Below are 16,037 nucleotides of genomic sequence, written 5' to 3'. Positions count from 1 at the left end.
CTCCTCGCGCCGGGTTAGTGGCGCTGCCGGGATTTATAGGACTGGTTCCAGGTCTGCAACGCCTCCAGCTCCATGGCCAGATGCGAGCCGACCTGCTGCAGCCGCGTAGTGCTGACCGTGTGTCCGGTTTCCAGCACGGACTGCCGCAGCTGCGAGCCCAGGCCGCACAGCTGGTCGACTTCCTTCTGCAGGCCCGGGACGAGGACCTTCCGCAGATGGGGATCCGGCTCGCGCTCGGCCAGGTGAAGCTGGGCATCGAGGGCCTGTTCGGCCCGGGAGAGGTTCAGCGCGACCGCCGGCAGCTCGCCTACGGGACGGCCCTGGCCCGAGGCCGCGGCGAGTGAGCGCTCTGTCGCCTCGGACGAACGCTGCAGCTGCATCCTCATCCTGGCGAGTTGCCGCTTGGACGGGTCTCCGGTGGCGACCCGCACCATCAGCTGTCCCTTGCGCATGCTCTGCCGCAACTTCCTGGAGCGCCGGATCCGGCGGACCACCAGCCAGCACGCCAACGCGAACGCCAGCCCCATGACCAGGACGAAAGTGCCGGCGATCAGCAGGATCTGCGGCACGACCTCGGAGATAAAATCAGCGGCGCTGGCATCAACGGACATATCAAGCATAAGACTAGTCTGCATCCCCACCTCACCTTCCCGCCAGACAACGAATGGCGGGGCTTCGGGGGTTCCCCGAACCCCGGAACGAGGAAAGCCGGCTCCTCCGAAGAGGAACCGGCTATCGAAAGCTCAGTCAGCGGCGCATGGCCGCCCCGCCGTCCTTAGAGGGGGCGGATGTTCGCGGCCTGCAGGCCCTTGGGGCCCTGCGTGGTCTCGAACTGGACCTTCTGCTCTTCGCGGAGTTCGCGGTAGCCATTGGATTCAATCGCGCTGTAGTGGGCGAAAACGTCGGCCGATCCGTCATCGGGAGCGATGAAGCCGAAGCCCTTTTCGGAATTGAACCACTTCACGGTTCCAGTTGCCATTTTGTACTCCTCGGAGTTTGTGCAAGCCCCGTCTTTCGGAGCCCCCTGCAGCGGTGTTCTTTTGCCGCCGTTCAGAGAAGCACAAGTCCCCCGGGTGGAGGAGCCTGTTGCTCAAAATCAAATGCGCAACACAACAACTACGCGTCCAACTCTACAGCATGGTCCCGTCGGCCCCCGACCAAAGCCGCTGCGGGCGCCGTCATCCCCGGACCCGGACGGATCCGTCCCGCTAATTTGCCATCCATTCAGCCGGTGTGCAGGTTGCCGGGCTACACTGGCCAACATCTGCCGGGCAATCGCCCTTTTCCGCGGCTGGGAAGTCGAACCCAATCCCCTGAAGGCCGCATGACGATTACCGCCTCTGCCCCCAGCGCCCGCCCAGCTGTCCGCCCCGCGCGCGGCACCGCCGGGTCGAGCAGCTACTCCAGCCTCATCAAGACCATCCGCGAGGCGGGCCTGCTCCGGCGGCGCAGGTCTTTCTACATCACCTTGTTCATCGCCCTCTGCCTGGGCCTCGCCGGCGCCGCCACCGGCTTCGTGCTCCTCGGTGACAGCTGGTTCCAGCTGATCATTGCCGGCGTGCTGGGGGTCCTGTTCACCCAGCTGGCCTTCATCGCGCACGAGGCCGCGCACCGCCAGGTGTTCGAATCGGGCCCGGCCAACGACCGTGCCGGCCGGGTGCTGGCCAATCTGTTCGTGGGCGTCAGCTACCAGTGGTGGACCAACAAGCACAACCGGCACCACGCCAATCCCAACACCCTGGGCAAGGACCCGGACATCGAGCAGGACACGATCTCCTTCCTCCCGGAGCAGGCGAAGGCTCGCAAGGGCTTCATGGCCTGGCTGACGCGCCGGCAGGGTTACCTGTTCTTTCCGCTGCTGACCCTCGAGGGCCTGAACCTGCACGCGACCTCCATCCGCTACCTCTTCACCAAGGAAGCCGTCAAGGGCCGCAAGCGGGAGCTGTCAATGGTCTTCGGCCGGCTCGCCACCTATGTCGCGGTGGTCTTCTACATGCTGCCGCTGGGGATGGCCTTCGCCTTCGTCGGCGTCCAGCTCGCGGTGTTCGGCGTATACATGGGGGCGTCCTTTGCGCCGAACCACAAGGGCATGCCGCTGATCCCCGAGGGGTCGAGGATCGACTTCCTCAGCCGCCAGGTCCTGACCAGCCGCAACGTCACCGGACGGACCCGGTTCGGCAACCGGGCGATCAACGCCTTCATGGGCGGCCTGAACTACCAAGTCGAGCACCACCTCTTCCCCAGCATGCCGCGCCCCAACCTGGCCCGCGCCAGCGAGATCGTGCGGGGATACTGCGCCGCCCACAAGATCCCGTACACCGAGGCGACCCTGCCGCAGTCCTACGGCATCGTCATCAACTACCTCAATAAGGTCGGGCTCTCCGCCCGCGACCCCTTCGACTGCCCGATGGTCACCCAGTACCGCCCGCGCTGACCACGTGCCTTGCAACGGCGGGCCGGGAATGACTGAATGGGCAACGTGGTAGATGTCCTGACAGAGATCGTGATCCGCCGTCCCCTTGCGGAAGTAGCCGGCTTTGCCGCCGATCCGGACCGCGCAGGGCCCCTTCCCGATGGAGACGACTTATCGCTGGGAGGAACTGGGGCCCGTGGAGACGCGGATGTCCCTTCGGAACGCCGGGAAGCCCACCGGCTTCCCGAAGCTGGCCGGCCCGTTCATGGCCGCGGCGATGCGCCGCGAAAACCGCAAGGACCTGCGGCGGCTCAAGGAGCTACTGGAGGCCGGGCCACAGGCCTGACGGCCGGCCGGTCCTCCCGGGCGGGGCCGGTCCGCGGGCCTAGAGCTGGGTGAACGCCGCCGTCGCCGGATCCGCGCCGACCCGGTTGCCGGCCTCCAGCGCGGACACGGCCGCCACGTCCTCGGCCGTCAGCGTGATCCCGGCCGAGGCCAGGTTTTCGGCCATGCGGGCCTGGTTGACGGTCTTCGGTATCACGATGGTGCCCTGCGACAGGTGCCAGGCGAGGATGATCTGGGCGGGGGTGGCGCCGCGCCGTTCCGCCAGGGACGTGATCACGGGATGGTCCAGGTCCACGCCCTGCCCGAGCGGGCTGTAGGCCTCCACGGCCATGCCGAGGGCGCGGCTCTTGTCCACCGCGGCGGCCTGCTGCAGGCTGGGGTGGATCTCCAGCTGGTTCACGGCCGGGGTGGTACGGGCGTCCGCGAGCAGGGTCTCAAGGTGCTCGGGCAGGAAGTTCGATACCCCGATCGCCCGGGCGCCGCCGTCGGACTGGATCTTTTCCAGTTCCTTCCACGCCTCCACGTACCGCCCCTGCGACGGGACCGGCCAGTGGATCAGGTAGAGGTCGACGTAGTCCAGCCTGAGCTGGGCCAGGCTCGCGTCGAAGGCGCTGCGTGCCGCGTGCTGCTCGCCGTTGCGCAGCTTCGTGGTGACGAACAGTTCCTCGCGGGGCAGCCCGCTGACCCGGATCGCCGCGCCCACGCCGGCCTCGTTGCGGTAGGCGGCGGCGGTGTCGATGTGCCGGTAGCCGGATTCCAGCGCCGCCTCGACCGCCTGCTGCGTTTCGCCCGGGAGGACCTGGAACACGCCGAAACCGAGCTGCGGAATGCTGACACCGTTGTTGAGTACGACGTCGGGGACCTGGGCCATGCGGGTTCCTTACTTCTTGGGGACCAAGACGCCGAAGACGCGGACCTCGGCCAGGTGCTGGCCGTCCTGGTCTTCGATGGTCACGTCGACGATGTTGTTGCGGCCGTAGCGGGTGCGTTCCACTCCGCTGGCGATGAGCCGTGAGCCGGCGCCGCCCGGCGCGATGTAGGTGATCTCGGCCTGCCGGGAGACCGAGGGGTGGCCGAGGGATTCGCAGACGAAGGCGAATACCGTGTCGCCGAGCGTGAAGAGGTAGCCGCCGTGGAGGATCCCGTGCCCGTTGAGCATGCTGTCCTGGACGTCCATGGCCATGGTGACCCGGCCGGCTTCGGCGGAGACGACCTCTATGCCCAGATGCTGGGAGGCCTTGTCAAAGGAGTAGCGATGGCGGATCAGGTCCTCGACGCTGGCGAATCCTTCTTCGGTGGCGGGCATGGTCACGGTTCCTCCAGGCTGTGGCGCGGGTCTCGTCCTACCGTAGCAAGCACGGGGCCGCGGCACCCGCCGGGTCCGTCACATCTGCGCACGGCCGTCCATCGTCCTCGACGGTCGCGTCCTCAATCATCGCTGGAGATGATCCGGCGCCGGGCACTCAGCAGGTCCACGCCCGGCCGGTAGGCGATGTGGTTCTCCGCGGCGTCCAGCACTTCGACGACGTGCGCGCGGTCCGGAGCCACCATGCCGATCCCCACCTCAGCCCGGCGGTAGAGGTCATGCTGGCCGACCTCCGCGATGGAGACGTCGTACCGCTTGCGGATCTCCGCGATGATCGGCCTGATCACGGACCGCTTTTCCTTGAGGGAGTGGACGTCCCCCAGCAGGAGGTCGAACTCTATCCAGCCAATCCACATAGGTTCATCCTGCCTCCGCGGCGGTCGCGGGGGAAGGCCCGCTCCCGCCGTCGTACCCTCCGCAGGGGTGCCGGGGCCGACCCTCGCGCGCTAGATTTGAGACGTTTGGAATATCAATCAAGGGTCAATATGTATTTCCAACCGGGCTTCGCCGCGGCCTAATCTTGGGACGACGAATCGGAGCCCGATGGAAGGAGCGTGTCCAATGGAATTACGGCATCTGCGCTACTTCGTCGCGGTGGCGGAGGAACGCCACTTCGGCCGGGCCGCCGACCGGCTCCGCATGGCGCAGCCGCCGCTGTCCCAGCAGATCAAGCAGCTGGAGGAACAGCTCGGCACGCTGCTGCTGGCGCGCACCACCCGGAAGGTGGAACTGACGCCCGCGGGGGAGCTGCTGCTCGAACGCGGCCGGAGGATCCTCGAGGAGCTCGAGTCGCTGGAATCCGACGTTGCCCAGGTCGGCAGCGGCGTGAAGGGCATCCTGCGGATCGGCTTCACGGGCTCCGCCACCTACCGGCTGATGCCTCGGGTGGTCCGCGAAGCGAAGGAGCAGTTGCCGGGACTGCAGCTGAAGGTCCGCGGCGAGATGCTTACCCCGCAGCTGATCTCCGGGCTGGAGGAACACGTGCTGGACGTGGGCGTGCTGCGCCCCCCGGTGGATTCGGACCGGCTGGAACTGCGGCCGCTGGAGCGGGACGAACTCATCGCCGCGCTGCCGCATGATCATCCGCTCGCCGCGGAGGAAAGGCTGTCGCTGCAGCAGCTGGCGGGGGAGCAGTTCATCTCCTACCCCCGCGATTCCGTGGTCTACCGGATCTTCATGGAGGCCTGCCGCAAGGCCGGTTTCGCGCCCTCGGTCGTGCAGGAAGCGCGCGAGACCTCCACGCTGCTGTCCTTCGTGGCGGCGGGCACGGGGGTGGCGCTGATTCCGGCGGCGACCCGGACCTTCTCGCTGGCCGGCACGGTGTTCCGGCCGCTGGCGGATCCGCCCGCGGTTGAACTTGCCGTCGCATGGCGGGCCGGCGACCAGCGGCCGATGCTGGCGCGCTTTATCGAACTTATGCAGGAAATCTCCCAACCCATGAAGGACCAGACGTCGTGAAAATCGAACGCATCGAGGCCATCCCCTACTCCATTCCGTACAACAAGCCGCTGAAGTTCGCCAGCGGGCAGGTCACCGAGGCGGACCATGTGCTGATCCGCGTGCACACGGACGAGGGCATCGTCGGCAGCGCGGACACCCCGCCGCGCCCGTACACCTACGGCGAGACGCAGGACTCGATCGTCGCGGTGATCAACAAGATCTTCGCTCCCGGCATCATCGGGCTGGACCCGCTGGACCGGGAAAAGATCCACCAGGTGCTCGGCCGCACCATCCACAACCAGACTGCCAAGGGCGGGCTGGACATCGCGCTCTGGGACATCTTCGGCCAGGCGGCGGGGATGCCGGTCAGCCAGATGCTCGGAGGCTACACCGATTCGATGCAGGTCAGCCACATGCTTGGCTTCCAGCCGGCGCAGAAGCTGCTGGACGAGGCCCTGCGCTTCCGCAGCGACTACGGCATCAACACCTTCAAGCTGAAGGTCGGCCGGCGGCCGCTGGCGCTCGACATCGAGGCGTGCCATGTGCTCCGCGAGGGGCTCGGCGAGGACACCGACATCTACCTGGACGCCAACCGCGGGTGGACCGCCAACGAGGCGCTCGAGGTGCTGCGCCGGACCGAGGGGCTGGGACTGTCCCTGCTCGAGGAACCGTGCGACGCCAAGGAGACCATGAGCCGGAAGCGGCTGGTGGACAAGTCGCCCATCCCGATCGTCGGGGATGAAAGCGTGCCGACGGCGGGGGACGTCTCCCGCGAACTGCTCGCCGGGGGCTGCAACGCGATCTGCATCAAGACCGCCCGCAGCGGCTTCACCGAAGCCACCCGGATCCTCGGGCTCTGCACCGGGCTGGGCGTGGACGTCACCATGGGCAACCAGATCGACACGCAGGTCGGTACCATCGCCACCGTTACGTTCGGCGCCGCCCACGAGGCGTCCTCCCGGCGGGCCGGCGAGCTGTCCAACTTCCTGGACATGAGCGACGACCTGCTGGCCGAGCCGATCGTGATCAAGGATGGCGCGATCGGGGTCCGGCAGGTGCCGGGCGTGGGCGCAGCCATCGACGAAGCCAAGCTGGCGCATTACCGCCAGGACACCAAGTAGAACAAGAACAAACACAACGGATAAACGAATAGAGGAAGCACATGCTGTTTTTGGTTCGAATGGACGTAAACCTGCCGGTCGACATGCCCGCCGAGGAGGCGGCATCGATCAAGGCGACGGAAAAGGCCTACTCGCAGGAGCTGCAGAAGGACGGCCGCTGGGCGGACATCTGGCGGGTCGTGGGCGAGTACGCCAACTACTCGGTGTTCGACGTCGAAAGCAATGACGAGCTGCACGAGCTGCTCTCCGGCCTGCCGCTCTTCCCGTACATGGACATCGACGTGATCCCGTTGGCGAAGCACCCGTCTTCGATCAAGTAGCACCGCGAGACCCTCCGGCCCCGCCCGGCCGGAGGGTCCGGCCCTAGGCCTGGTCCTCCGGCCGGTAGCGCGCGGCCAGCTCGGTGCGGGACCGGATCTGGAGCTTCGCGTAGATCCGGGTGAGGTGGTACTCCACGGTCTTCACGGAGACGATCAGCTCCTGGGCTGCCTCCCGGTTGCTCTTGCCCCGCGCGACGAGCCGGGCGACGGCTTCCTCCTGGGCCGTGAGCGAAGTGCCCGTCGGATCATCCCGGCGCTGTATGTCCACGCCGCTCGCCACGAGTTCGCGTTCGCAGCGCGCCACGTAGACCTGCGCGTTCAGCAGGACGAAGGCCTGCCGGGCCGCCGCCAGCTGCTCCGCGGATTCCCTGCGTTTGCCTGCCCGCCGCAGGCTCTGTCCGTAGGAGTACTGCACGCGCGCCCGGTAGTACGGCGCGGACAGCGCCTCCAGCTGTCCGAGGGCGCTCTGGTAGGAACGGCGCATGGCGTCCAGGTCGCCCTTGGCGGCGTGGATGCGGCCGCGGACCGACCTCAGCTGCGACAGCGAGGTGCGGTGCCGGCGCTCCGCCGCGAGGCTCTCGTAGGGCGCCAGGAAAGCGGAGGCTTCGTCGACCCGGTCCAGCACCACCAGGGCATTGGCGTAGGTGTCCTGCCAGATCCAGAAGAACGGTTCGGCCAGCTGCGCAGAACGGGTCTGTGCCAGCGGAGCCAGCACCCGGACCACGCCCTGGTAGTCGGCGGCCGCCTCCAGCAGCTGGGCGTGGGCCAGCAGCGCGGGATTGACCATGCTCTCGTAATTCTCCGCCAAGGCGGCGCCCAGCAGCAGGTGCTCCCGGGCCTGCGCGGGGTTGCCGCGCAGGGCATGGATCTGCACGGCGGTCCAATGGATCAGCGGCCGCAGCAGGTCCAGCTGGGCCCGTTCCAACTGGGCCGACGCCGCACCCACGACGGAGAGGGCGGCATCCCAGTCGCCGAGGGTGAAGTGCGTCCGGGCGAGCCAGGCGCTGGCCCACAGCGAGATGCGCAGCGAGCCGGAACGGTACTCGCTGGGCACCGCGGCTTCCAGCTGCATCCGCGCGGTTTCCGGATCGTCCAAGGCCAGCCTGGTCCAGCCGCTGCCCAGCAGGACCCGCTGGCTGTGCGCGCCCGGCGGGGCGTCCGCCAGCACGGCCTCGTAGTGCCTGCGCGCGGCATCCGGCTGGCCCGAGGCGGCCAGCCCCAGGCCGATGATGGCCTTGGTCTCGATGGCGGTGGGGCTACCGGGTTCGGCGAGCTCCACCGCACGCGTGGCCCATTCGACGATATCGGCTCCCTGCCAGCGGGCCAGCGCGTGGATGACCTGGCGCTGGGCAATCCTGGCGCCTGTGGCGCGGTCCCCGGACGGCCTGCGCCGCCACGCATTGTCCAGATGGAACCGGGCCTCGCCCTCGCGTCCCCGGCAGGCGGCAAGGTAGCCGAGCACGCCGTCCCGTTCGGCCGAGGCCGGCAGGCTTTCCAGCGCCGGCAGCAGGCGGATGGCCTTGACCATGCGGCCGGCCCCCACCAAGGCGTCCACCGCCCGGACCAGGCGGCCCTGCCGGTCGCGGGCCCGGGTGCTGAGCCGGCTGGCCTCCAGCAGGGCATCAGCGGCGGCGGCCCACGCCCCGTTGGACGCCTGGCCGGCGGCGAACTCGTCGAGCCGGTCCGCCAGCGCGTCGTCCGCGTCCGGGGCGGACCGCGCCAGATGCCAAAGCTGCAGGGCCTCGTCAGGGAGGACTCGGGAAGCCTGCCGGTGCAGGGCGGCCCGCCGCTCCCCGGAGAGCGTGTCGTAGACGGCGGCACGGAACAGCGGGAGCCGGAAATCCAGGAGATGCGCGCTGTCGGTGAACTCCGTGCGCAGCAGGCCCGTCGCCACGCCGGCGTCCATGACGGCGAGCGGACGGGAGATTTCGGCGATCGCGGCGATGTCGAAGAGGTCGCCGGACTGTCCGATGATGGCCGTCGCTTCAATCAGCGCCCGCGCGTCGTCGGACGCCTCCTCGAGCTGGCGCGCCACCTGTGCGGCGGTCGACGAGGGCGCCGGCAGCCGGTTCATGCCGACACTGGCGAAGGCGGGCGGCAGCTCGGGTACCAGTTCGCGGACGTAGCCCGGCTTGCCTCCCGTGTGGCGGCGCAGCTGCTGGGCCGCGGGGCCGGCGAGGGTGCGGCCGGTCAGCAGCTCGTGCAGTTCCCGGATTTCCGCTGGGGACAGCGGCTCCAGCGCCAGTTTGGAGATCGAGTGGCCGGACAGGTGGCGCGCGGTGGCGGGGTCAAGCGCGGCGCTGCTGTCCAGCGTCAGCAGCAGGAACAGCGCGCCGGCGGACGGGTCTGCCGCCAGTTGGAGCAGCTCGTGCACGGATTCGGCATCGACCCATTGGATGTCCTCAAGAACGACGGCGACGGGCCCTTGCGCCTGGAGGGAGGCCACCAGCCGGGCCGGGTCTCCTCCGGCAGCGATCCGGCCCAGGCCGGATCGCGGCTCGGGCCGGACCCATTCCAGCCCTCCGGAGCGCAGGACCTGCAGCTCCGGGTGTTCGGCGAGGAACCGGTCGAGGACGGCGCTCTTGCCGGTTCCGCTGCGACCGGTGAGGACCGCGGTCCTGGGGCGGGACAGTTTAACGTCCTGCAGGAGCTCCCCGAGGACGGAGAGCTCCTGCTGGCGCCCGACGAACAGGCTGTGGTGATTCCGGTGGACCATAGACTACGAGATTAGCCCGATGTGCCCTGCGGCACAGTTCAGCCCTGGTCGCCGCCGGCTACGGGCAGGACGGTGCCGGTGATGTAGGAGGCTTCGTCCGAGGCCAGGAAAACGATGGCGGCGGCCTGCTCGTCCAGCGTTCCGTAGCGTTTCAGCAGCGACGAATTCACCGTCTGGTCGACGATCTGCTGGTACCAGGCCTTCTCCTGCTCCTGCTCCGGTTCCGGCCCGCGCTTGACCTTCCGCACCGGCGCTTCGGTGCCGCCGGGCGCGGTGGCGACGACGCGGATGCCGTGCGGAGCGGCCTCCAGGGCCAGCGACTGCGTGAGCGCGTTCACCCCGCCTTTCGCCGCCGCGTAGGGCACCCGGTTGACACCGCGGGTGGCCACCGAGGAGACGTTCACGATCACGCCCGCGCCCTGTTCGACCAAGTGCGGCAGCGCCGCCCGGCACGTCCACAGGGTCGGGAACAGGGAGCGCTGGATCTCCTGCTGGATCTCCTCGCCGGCATAGTGCTCGTACGGCTTGGCCCAGATGGTGCCGCCGACGTTGTTGACCAGCACGTCGATCCGGCCATGCGCCGCCACCGCCTCGGCCACCGCCGCTTCCGCGCCGGCGAATTGCTCCAGGTCGGCCGTCACGCTGGTCGCCTTGGCCCCCGCCGCGCACAGTTCCGCGGCGACCTCGTGGACGAGCTCGGAGCGGTCAACCAGCACGACGGCGGCGCCCTCCGCACTGATCCGGCGCGCCACCGCCAGCCCGATGCCTTGCGCGGCACCGGTCACCACCGCGACCTTGCCGTCGAACCGCCCGGGGAAAACCCGTCCCGGCCGTTCCGCCGGGGCGGCCGCGGAGCCGGTGCTCATGCGGAGGCCCCGACGAGGTCGCCGGTAGCGGGAGCGGCGGCCAGGGCGAACTTCTCGGAGTAGAAGTTCGCGGGTGTGATGCCCTCGGACTTCAGGAAGCCGCGCACCGCTTCGACCATGGGAGGCGGGCCGCAGAGGTAGACGTCGACGTCGCCGTCGTTGACGTGGGTCGGCTCGATCAGGGCGGTGACGTAGCCCTTGTTCGGGGCATCGCTCTCCGGATCGGCGACGCAGTAGTCCCAGGTGAAGCCCTCGATGGTGTCCGCGTAGTGGCGCAGCTTGTCCAGCTCCACCAGGTCCTCGTCCGTGGTCACGCCCAGGATGAGGTGCACGGGCTGGCCAGGCGCCGCCGTCGTCATGGTTTCGAGCATCGCGAGCAGGGGCGCCAGCCCGGTGCCGCCGCCGAGCAGCAGCGCCGGCCGCTTGGGCTCGCGGAGGAAGAAAGAACCCATCGGTCCGGTCAGTGCCAGGACATCCCCGGCTTCCGCCCGGTCGCTGAGGTAGGTGGACATGGCCCCGCCCGGGGTGATCTTGACCAGGAAGGAGATTTGCTCGGTGTCCGGGCCGTTGCTGAAGGAGTAGGACCGCTCAACGTCCGTGCCCGGGACCTGGATGTTCACGTACTGGCCGGGCAGGTAGGAGAGCGCCGCACGGTCTTCGACCGCCAGGCTGAAGCCGATGGTGGTCGGGGAGTAGCGCCGGATCTCCGTGATGGTGCCGCTGTGCGTGCTGGCGCCGGTCTTGGCCATGTCGGAGGTGGTGGGAATCTGCAGCACCAGGTCGCTTTTGGGCGTCATCTGGCACGGCAGGGCGTAGCCGGCCTCCGCCTCGTCGTCGGTGAGGGCCTCGTCGATGTAGTCCCCACCGTCGTAGGTGCCGGATTCGCAGAGGGATTTGCAGGTGCCGCAGGCGCCGTCGCGGCAGTCCAGCGGGATGTTGATGCGCGCCTTGTAGGAGGCGTCGGCGACCGTCTCGTTCGGCCCGCACTTGATGAACCGGGTGACGCCGTCTTCGAAGCTCAATGCAACCTTGTAGGTCATGAGGATTTTCCTTTCAGGCCAGGGGATCAGATGTGGTAGATGTCCACGACGTGGTGGATGTAGTCGTTCTTGAGGACGACTTTCTTCTTGAGGATCACGGGCTGGGTGCCGGAGGTGTCGATGGTGTAGTACGAGGTGCCGAAGTAGGTGTCGACGTTGTTGTAGCGGTAGTAGAGGGTGAACCAGTTGAAGCGGACGTCGACTTCGGTGTCGCGCTGTTCGATGATTTCGACGTTGGTGATGTTGTGCCCGGTGCGGGGTTCGGGCAGGCTGGTGGCGCTGGAGCGGTCGGTGCGGATGCGGAAGACGCGGTCTTCGATGCCGCCGCGGTTGGAGTAGTAGATCAGCGAGATCTCGCGCTGCGGGTCCTCGGTGAGTTCGTCGTTGTCGTCCCAGGCCGGCATCCAGAATTCGGCGGACGGGTGGTAGCAGTCGAGCCACCGCTCGAACTCCCGGTCATCCAGGAAACGCGCCTCCCGGAACAGGAACTCGCGGATGCCCTCGAGAGTGGCGGCCTTGTTTTCGGACATGGTGACAGTCATGGCAGGAATCCTTATCCGGGCTAGTTCTGGACCTGTGCGGTACGTTCTTCGGCTTCTTCCGCCGCGACGGCCTTGCGCATGGTGTCTGCCCAGTAGCTGTGCTGGACGGGGTAGAGGCCTTCGTCTTCGGTCTTGGCGCCGCTGGAGATCGGGTTGATGCCGATCTTTTTGGCCTGTTCGTCCGGCCCGTTGAGCTGGTGCGCCACGCCCCGGCTCATGTCGTTCCAGGGCGCAGTTTCGGCGAGGTACGTTTTTTGGCAGGAGCGGAATTCCTCGAGGTCGTCGGGGGTGGCCATGCCGGAGGCGTTGAAGAAGTCTTCGTACTGGCGGATCCGGTTCGCCCGCGCGGCGTCGGACTCGCCCTTGGGTGCGATGCAGTAGATCGTGACCTCGGTCTTGTCCACCGAGATCGGCCGGAAATGGCGGATCTGCGAGGAGAACTGGTCCATCAGGTACACGTTCGGGTACAGGCACAGGTTGCGGGAGGCGCCGACCATGAACTCGGCCTTCTCCGGACCGAACTCCTCGGCCAGTTCCTGCCGGCGCTCGTAGAGCGGGCGGTCCTGCGGGTTGCCCCACCACATCCACAGCAGCAGGTGCCCGTGCTCGAAGGAGTAGTAGCCCCCGCCCTGCTTGCCCCAGGTCCCGGCGTCCATCGCCTTCGTCGCATTCGCCGACTCGCCAGCGGTCCGCCGGGCCGTGGTCGCGGCGTAGTTCCAGTGCGTGGCCGAGACGTGGTAGCCGTCCGCGCCGTTCTCGGCCTGGACCTTCCAGTTCCCGTCATAGGTGTAGGTCGAGGACCCGCGCAGGACCTCCAGGCCCTCCGGGGACTGGTCGACGATCATGTCGATGATCTTCGTCGCGTCGCCTAGGTGCTCCTCGAGCGGCTTCACGGCCGCTTTCAGGGAGCCGAAGAGGAAACCCCTGTAGGACTCGAAGCGGGCGACCTTGGTCAGATCGTGCGAGCCGTCCTTGTTGAACTGCTCGGGGTAGCCGGCATCGCGGGAGTCCTTGACCTTGAGCAGCTTGCCCTTGTTGTTGAACGTCCAGCCGTGGAACGGGCAGGTGAAGTTGGTCCGGTTGTCCGTCTTGCGCCGGCACAGCATCGCCCCGCGGTGGCTGCACGCGTTGACCAGGCAGTTCAGCTCCCCGTCCTTGGACCGGGAAATGACCACCGGGGTCCGGCCGATATACGTGGTGAAGTAATCCCCGACCTCCGGGATCTGGGACTCATGCGCCAGGTACACCCAGTTGCCCTCGAAGATGTGCTTCATCTCCAGCTCGAACAGCTCCTCATCCGTGAAGATCCGCCGCTTCGCCCGATGCACCCCGTTCTCGTGATCCTCTACAACGGCATCGTCCAGAGTTGCGCCGATAGCGCTCAGTGTCCGGGTCATGTACGTCTCCTTCATCTATGGCCGCCACCACTGAATTGCGTGGCGGCTGTCACATGCTGCTCGACATTTAGCGACAACTGTTCCAGCAGGAGGCGTGGCTCACACTAGGGTCACCCCTAGGCTTGACCAAGGGTCCGATTGAGACGTGAGGCATACCAATAGGGCCGATATTCGTATTTGTTGGTCCTAAAAAATGTGGCTACGGTTACTTCAGGGCAAATCAGATCTGCCCGGGCCCACTGTTGGGGTTGCACGGCTGCAGGACGTTCGGGCAGCCGCTGCCGGGCGAAGGGGCCCGGAAGAGTACGAGAGAAGGAACCGACATGACTGCTGAAACCCAAGCCACTGCCGCCGCTTCGGGCGCCAAGGCCACCGAGCGTTTCCACGAAAACAAGAAGTTCGCCGCCGGCACCAGCCAGGAGCGCGTCAACCTCCTGGCTTCGCGCCTCGTCAAGGCCGTCAACGACACTGTGCTCGAAGAGAAGGTGACGTACGACGAGTACAACGCCTTCAAGGCATGGCTGATCAAGGTCGGCGAAGACGGCGAATGGCCGCTGTTCCTCGACGTCTGGGTCGAGCACTCCGTGGAGGAAGTGGCCAACGAGAACCGCGAGGGCAGCAAGGGCTCCATCGAGGGTCCGTACTACGTCCCGGACGCCCCGAAGCTGGAGTCCCCGGCGACCCTGCCGATGCGCGAAGACGAGGCCGGCACCCCGCTGCTCTGGGAAGGCCGCATCACCAACGTGGCCGGCGAACCGCTGCCCGGCGGAATCGTGGAAATCTGGCACGCCGATGACGCGGGCTTCTACTCCCAGTACGCACCCGGCCTGCCCGAGTGGAACCTGCGCGGCACCATCGTTGCCGATGCCGACGGCTACTTCCAGATCAACACCATGCAGCCGGCCCCGTACCAGATCCCGACGGACGGCGCATGCGGCCAGCTGATCGCCGCGGCCGGCTGGCACGCCTGGCGCCCCGCGCACATCCACGTCAAGGTCCACGCCGAGGGATACCAGGAGATTACCGCCCAGCTCTACTTCGTCGGCGACGAGCACCTGTCCGACGACATTGCCTCGGCCGTCAAGCCCGAGCTCGTCCTGGACCCGCAGGACAAGGCGGACGGCTCCGGCCGCGAAGTCATCTACAACTTCGTGCTGGACCCGGCCAACTAGGCTTCACCACCATCCCAATGCGGCGGGGGGCCCGGGGGGCGGGGGGGGGCCCCCCCCGGGGGGGGCCCGCCGGTCTCCCGGGGGGGCCCGCCGCATTGTTGCAGGCTCCGCACCTCGCCTTCCATCGCCCGCAGCGGCCGGGCCGCGCGGTAGGTTTGGAGCCAACCGTACGTCGAAAAGAAGGGGTCCGATCATGTCGTCAGCGGTCCTGGCCGCCACTGTCGTGCTGCTGCGGGATGCGCCCGGCGGCCTCGAGGTCCTGCTGCTGGAGCGGCCGCAGCACACCGGCTCCTTCGCGGGGGCCTGGGTGTTCCCGGGCGGAAAGGTGGATCCGGAGGATTTTGGTTCCGGCGGGCAGGACGCTGACGACGGCGGCGGCTCGGACGGGCATGAAGTGCTCGCCGCCCGCCGTGCCGGCGTCAGGGAGACCTGGGAGGAGACCGGGCTCCGGGTGCACGCCGACGAGCTGGTCCAGCTGTCCGTGTGGATTCCGGACTCCGTGCAGCCGCGCCGCTTCCGGACCTACTTCTTTGTTGCGCCCGCTCCGGTGCCCGGACAGGAGATCGTCCTGAATGCGGGGGAGCTCGAGGACTATGCATGGCTCAGCCCGAAGGAGGCGTTGTCCCGGCACGCCGCCGGAACAATGTCCCTGGTCCCGCCCACCTGGGTGACGCTGCACTGGCTGTCCCATTGCGCCGACGTCGAGACCGCCCTGGGCCGTGCCCGGATCGGGCAGCCCGAAACCTACCAGAGCCGCCAGCGGCAGGGCGCGGACGGCCGCAAGCTGGTGCTCTGGTCCGGGGATGCGGACTATCCCGACGCCGACGCCCCGGGCAGCCCCAAGGCGGGGGCCAGGCACCGGCTGGACGTCAGCTCGTTGCCCTGGAGCTACCAGCGCACGGACGGTTGAGGGGCTAGGGCGGCTTAGGCTATGCCTGCCGGCCGGTCGAGCCGCCGGCGACCTTGTAGCTCCAGAGCTCGGCGGACATGCCCACCGGCTTATGCGGGGCCTCACCCTCGGCCTGCGCGTGGCCGTGGCCGAACGCCTTGGAGTTCTTCCAGTTCTCGAACGACTCCTCGTCGCGCCACCGGGTGATGACCAGCCACGTCGTGCGCTCGTCGGTTGGCTGCAGCAGTTCGAAGCCCTCGAAGCCGTCCTGGTTGTCCACTGCCCCCGCTCGGGCGGCGAAGCGCTTGGCGAGCTCGTCGCCGGAGTCTGCGGGTACGGTGATGGCGTTGATCTTGATGATGCTCATGGGCCCTATTATGCCCACCGACGCTGACCGTACACTGGGCTCA

At 67.8% G+C, this 16,037-nt stretch carries 18 protein-coding genes; 7 read left to right on the top strand and 11 right to left on the bottom strand.

From position 1 onward, the window contains the following. Positions 1-14 precede the first annotated feature (14 nt). Together WFH44_RS11425 and WFH44_RS11420 are read right to left on the bottom strand one after the other, a co-directional pair. Entirely contained in the window at positions 15-620 is a 606-nt protein-coding gene (locus tag WFH44_RS11425; protein WP_336713990.1) for a hypothetical protein, read from the bottom strand. A 155-nt stretch (positions 621-775) separates the two neighbouring features. Beyond that, positions 776-979, bottom strand: a complete 204-nt coding sequence (locus WFH44_RS11420) for a cold-shock protein (RefSeq protein ID WP_264797393.1) — start codon at positions 977-979, stop codon at positions 776-778. A 345-nt stretch (positions 980-1,324) separates the two neighbouring features. Between WFH44_RS11420 and WFH44_RS11415 the strand changes: the two genes are divergently transcribed. Beyond that, entirely contained in the window at positions 1,325-2,434 is a 1,110-nt protein-coding gene (locus tag WFH44_RS11415) for a fatty acid desaturase family protein (protein WP_336713989.1), read from the top strand. 139 nt (positions 2,435-2,573) lie between these two features. Beyond that, entirely contained in the window at positions 2,574-2,759 is a 186-nt protein-coding gene (locus WFH44_RS11410; RefSeq protein ID WP_336713988.1) for a hypothetical protein, read from the top strand. A 39-nt stretch (positions 2,760-2,798) separates the two neighbouring features. On the opposite strand, the gene WFH44_RS11405 is transcribed toward WFH44_RS11410, so the two are convergent. The 3 genes from WFH44_RS11405 to WFH44_RS11395 form a co-directional block, all read right to left on the bottom strand. Next, the gene (locus tag WFH44_RS11405; RefSeq protein WP_336713987.1) at positions 2,799-3,629 is read right to left on the bottom strand and encodes an aldo/keto reductase; all 831 of its coding nucleotides are present in this window, start codon (positions 3,627-3,629) and stop codon (positions 2,799-2,801) included. 9 nt (positions 3,630-3,638) lie between these two features. Further along, positions 3,639-4,064 (bottom strand): hotdog fold thioesterase, encoded by a 426-nt coding sequence (locus WFH44_RS11400; RefSeq protein WP_262106761.1) that lies wholly within the window; start codon positions 4,062-4,064, stop codon positions 3,639-3,641. 122 nt (positions 4,065-4,186) lie between these two features. Beyond that, complete coding sequence (locus WFH44_RS11395; protein WP_336713986.1) at positions 4,187-4,480, bottom strand: DUF503 domain-containing protein; 294 nt, start codon at positions 4,478-4,480, stop codon at positions 4,187-4,189. Between the two features lie 205 nt (positions 4,481-4,685). On the opposite strand from WFH44_RS11395, the gene WFH44_RS11390 reads away from it, so the two are divergent. From WFH44_RS11390 to catC, 3 genes are read left to right on the top strand one after another with little or no spacing between them, the layout of a single operon-like run. Next, positions 4,686-5,582, top strand: coding sequence for a LysR family transcriptional regulator (locus tag WFH44_RS11390; RefSeq protein WP_336713985.1), 897 nt, complete (start codon positions 4,686-4,688; stop codon positions 5,580-5,582). Next, entirely contained in the window at positions 5,579-6,685 is a 1,107-nt protein-coding gene (locus WFH44_RS11385) for an enolase C-terminal domain-like protein (RefSeq protein ID WP_336713984.1), read from the top strand. The genes WFH44_RS11390 and WFH44_RS11385 overlap by 4 nt, the downstream gene beginning before the upstream one ends. A gap of 41 nt (positions 6,686-6,726) precedes the next feature. After that, a complete protein-coding gene (gene catC, locus WFH44_RS11380; RefSeq protein ID WP_262106758.1) occupies positions 6,727-7,005 on the top strand; it encodes a muconolactone Delta-isomerase in 279 nt (92 codons plus the stop codon). Positions 7,006-7,048: 43 nt separating this feature from the next. On the opposite strand, the gene WFH44_RS11375 is transcribed toward catC, so the two are convergent. From WFH44_RS11375 to benA, 5 genes are read right to left on the bottom strand one after another with little or no spacing between them, the layout of a single operon-like run. Beyond that, positions 7,049-9,721 carry a helix-turn-helix transcriptional regulator gene (locus tag WFH44_RS11375; protein ID WP_336713983.1) on the bottom strand — a complete coding sequence of 891 codons (2,673 nt, stop codon included), beginning with the start codon at positions 9,719-9,721 and terminating at the stop codon, positions 7,049-7,051. A gap of 38 nt (positions 9,722-9,759) precedes the next feature. After that, positions 9,760-10,587, bottom strand: coding sequence for a 1,6-dihydroxycyclohexa-2,4-diene-1-carboxylate dehydrogenase (locus WFH44_RS11370; RefSeq protein ID WP_336713982.1), 828 nt, complete (start codon positions 10,585-10,587; stop codon positions 9,760-9,762). Next, complete coding sequence (gene benC, locus WFH44_RS11365) at positions 10,584-11,627, bottom strand: benzoate 1,2-dioxygenase electron transfer component BenC (RefSeq protein ID WP_336713981.1); 1,044 nt, start codon at positions 11,625-11,627, stop codon at positions 10,584-10,586. Before benC ends, WFH44_RS11370 begins: the two co-directional genes overlap by 4 nt. Positions 11,628-11,653: 26 nt before the next feature. Continuing rightward, positions 11,654-12,169: a benzoate 1,2-dioxygenase small subunit gene (gene benB, locus WFH44_RS11360; RefSeq protein ID WP_262106754.1), complete on the bottom strand. Its 516-nt coding sequence runs from the start codon at positions 12,167-12,169 to the stop codon at positions 11,654-11,656. Positions 12,170-12,189: 20 nt separating this feature from the next. Beyond that, entirely contained in the window at positions 12,190-13,566 is a 1,377-nt protein-coding gene (gene benA, locus WFH44_RS11355) for a benzoate 1,2-dioxygenase large subunit (protein WP_336713980.1), read from the bottom strand. 323 nt (positions 13,567-13,889) lie between these two features. Between benA and catA the strand changes: the two genes are divergently transcribed. Continuing rightward, entirely contained in the window at positions 13,890-14,738 is an 849-nt protein-coding gene (catA, locus tag WFH44_RS11350; RefSeq protein WP_336713979.1) for a catechol 1,2-dioxygenase, read from the top strand. Between the two features lie 193 nt (positions 14,739-14,931). Beyond that, positions 14,932-15,648: an NUDIX hydrolase gene (locus tag WFH44_RS11345; RefSeq protein WP_336713978.1), complete on the top strand. Its 717-nt coding sequence runs from the start codon at positions 14,932-14,934 to the stop codon at positions 15,646-15,648. Positions 15,649-15,667: 19 nt separating this feature from the next. Here WFH44_RS11345 and WFH44_RS11340 read toward each other — a convergent pair whose 3' ends face one another. After that, positions 15,668-15,994: an antibiotic biosynthesis monooxygenase family protein gene (locus WFH44_RS11340; protein WP_336713977.1), complete on the bottom strand. Its 327-nt coding sequence runs from the start codon at positions 15,992-15,994 to the stop codon at positions 15,668-15,670. Positions 15,995-16,037: the final 43 nt, after the last annotated feature.

Origin of the sequence: Arthrobacter sp. USHLN218 (genome assembly GCF_037144715.1) — a bacterium.
Classification (GTDB): Bacteria; Actinomycetota; Actinomycetes; order Actinomycetales; family Micrococcaceae; genus Crystallibacter.
The sequence above is the reverse complement of the archived record's forward strand: the minus strand, read 5'-3'. Positions and strand labels throughout refer to the sequence as shown.

Excerpts from the sequence above, each read along its gene's own strand:
- catA (WP_336713979.1), top strand. The coding sequence starts at position 13,890 with ATGACTGCTGAAACCCAAGCCACTGCCGCCGCTTCGGGCGCCAAGGCC.
- WFH44_RS11370 (WP_336713982.1), bottom strand. The coding sequence starts at position 10,587 with ATGAGCACCGGCTCCGCGGCCGCCCCGGCGGAACGGCCGGGACGGGTT.
- benC (WP_336713981.1), bottom strand. The coding sequence starts at position 11,627 with ATGACCTACAAGGTTGCATTGAGCTTCGAAGACGGCGTCACCCGGTTC.
- WFH44_RS11390 (WP_336713985.1), top strand. The coding sequence starts at position 4,686 with ATGGAATTACGGCATCTGCGCTACTTCGTCGCGGTGGCGGAGGAACGC.
- WFH44_RS11425 (WP_336713990.1), bottom strand. The coding sequence starts at position 620 with ATGCTTGATATGTCCGTTGATGCCAGCGCCGCTGATTTTATCTCCGAG.
- WFH44_RS11345 (WP_336713978.1), top strand. The coding sequence starts at position 14,932 with ATGTCGTCAGCGGTCCTGGCCGCCACTGTCGTGCTGCTGCGGGATGCG.
- WFH44_RS11420 (WP_264797393.1), bottom strand. The coding sequence starts at position 979 with ATGGCAACTGGAACCGTGAAGTGGTTCAATTCCGAAAAGGGCTTCGGC.
- catC (WP_262106758.1), top strand. The coding sequence starts at position 6,727 with ATGCTGTTTTTGGTTCGAATGGACGTAAACCTGCCGGTCGACATGCCC.
- WFH44_RS11395 (WP_336713986.1), bottom strand. The coding sequence starts at position 4,480 with ATGTGGATTGGCTGGATAGAGTTCGACCTCCTGCTGGGGGACGTCCAC.
- WFH44_RS11375 (WP_336713983.1), bottom strand. The coding sequence starts at position 9,721 with ATGGTCCACCGGAATCACCACAGCCTGTTCGTCGGGCGCCAGCAGGAG.
- benB (WP_262106754.1), bottom strand. The coding sequence starts at position 12,169 with ATGACTGTCACCATGTCCGAAAACAAGGCCGCCACTCTCGAGGGCATC.
- WFH44_RS11340 (WP_336713977.1), bottom strand. The coding sequence starts at position 15,994 with ATGAGCATCATCAAGATCAACGCCATCACCGTACCCGCAGACTCCGGC.
- WFH44_RS11410 (WP_336713988.1), top strand. The coding sequence starts at position 2,574 with ATGGAGACGACTTATCGCTGGGAGGAACTGGGGCCCGTGGAGACGCGG.
- WFH44_RS11405 (WP_336713987.1), bottom strand. The coding sequence starts at position 3,629 with ATGGCCCAGGTCCCCGACGTCGTACTCAACAACGGTGTCAGCATTCCG.
- WFH44_RS11415 (WP_336713989.1), top strand. The coding sequence starts at position 1,325 with ATGACGATTACCGCCTCTGCCCCCAGCGCCCGCCCAGCTGTCCGCCCC.
- benA (WP_336713980.1), bottom strand. The coding sequence starts at position 13,566 with ATGACCCGGACACTGAGCGCTATCGGCGCAACTCTGGACGATGCCGTT.
- WFH44_RS11400 (WP_262106761.1), bottom strand. The coding sequence starts at position 4,064 with ATGCCCGCCACCGAAGAAGGATTCGCCAGCGTCGAGGACCTGATCCGC.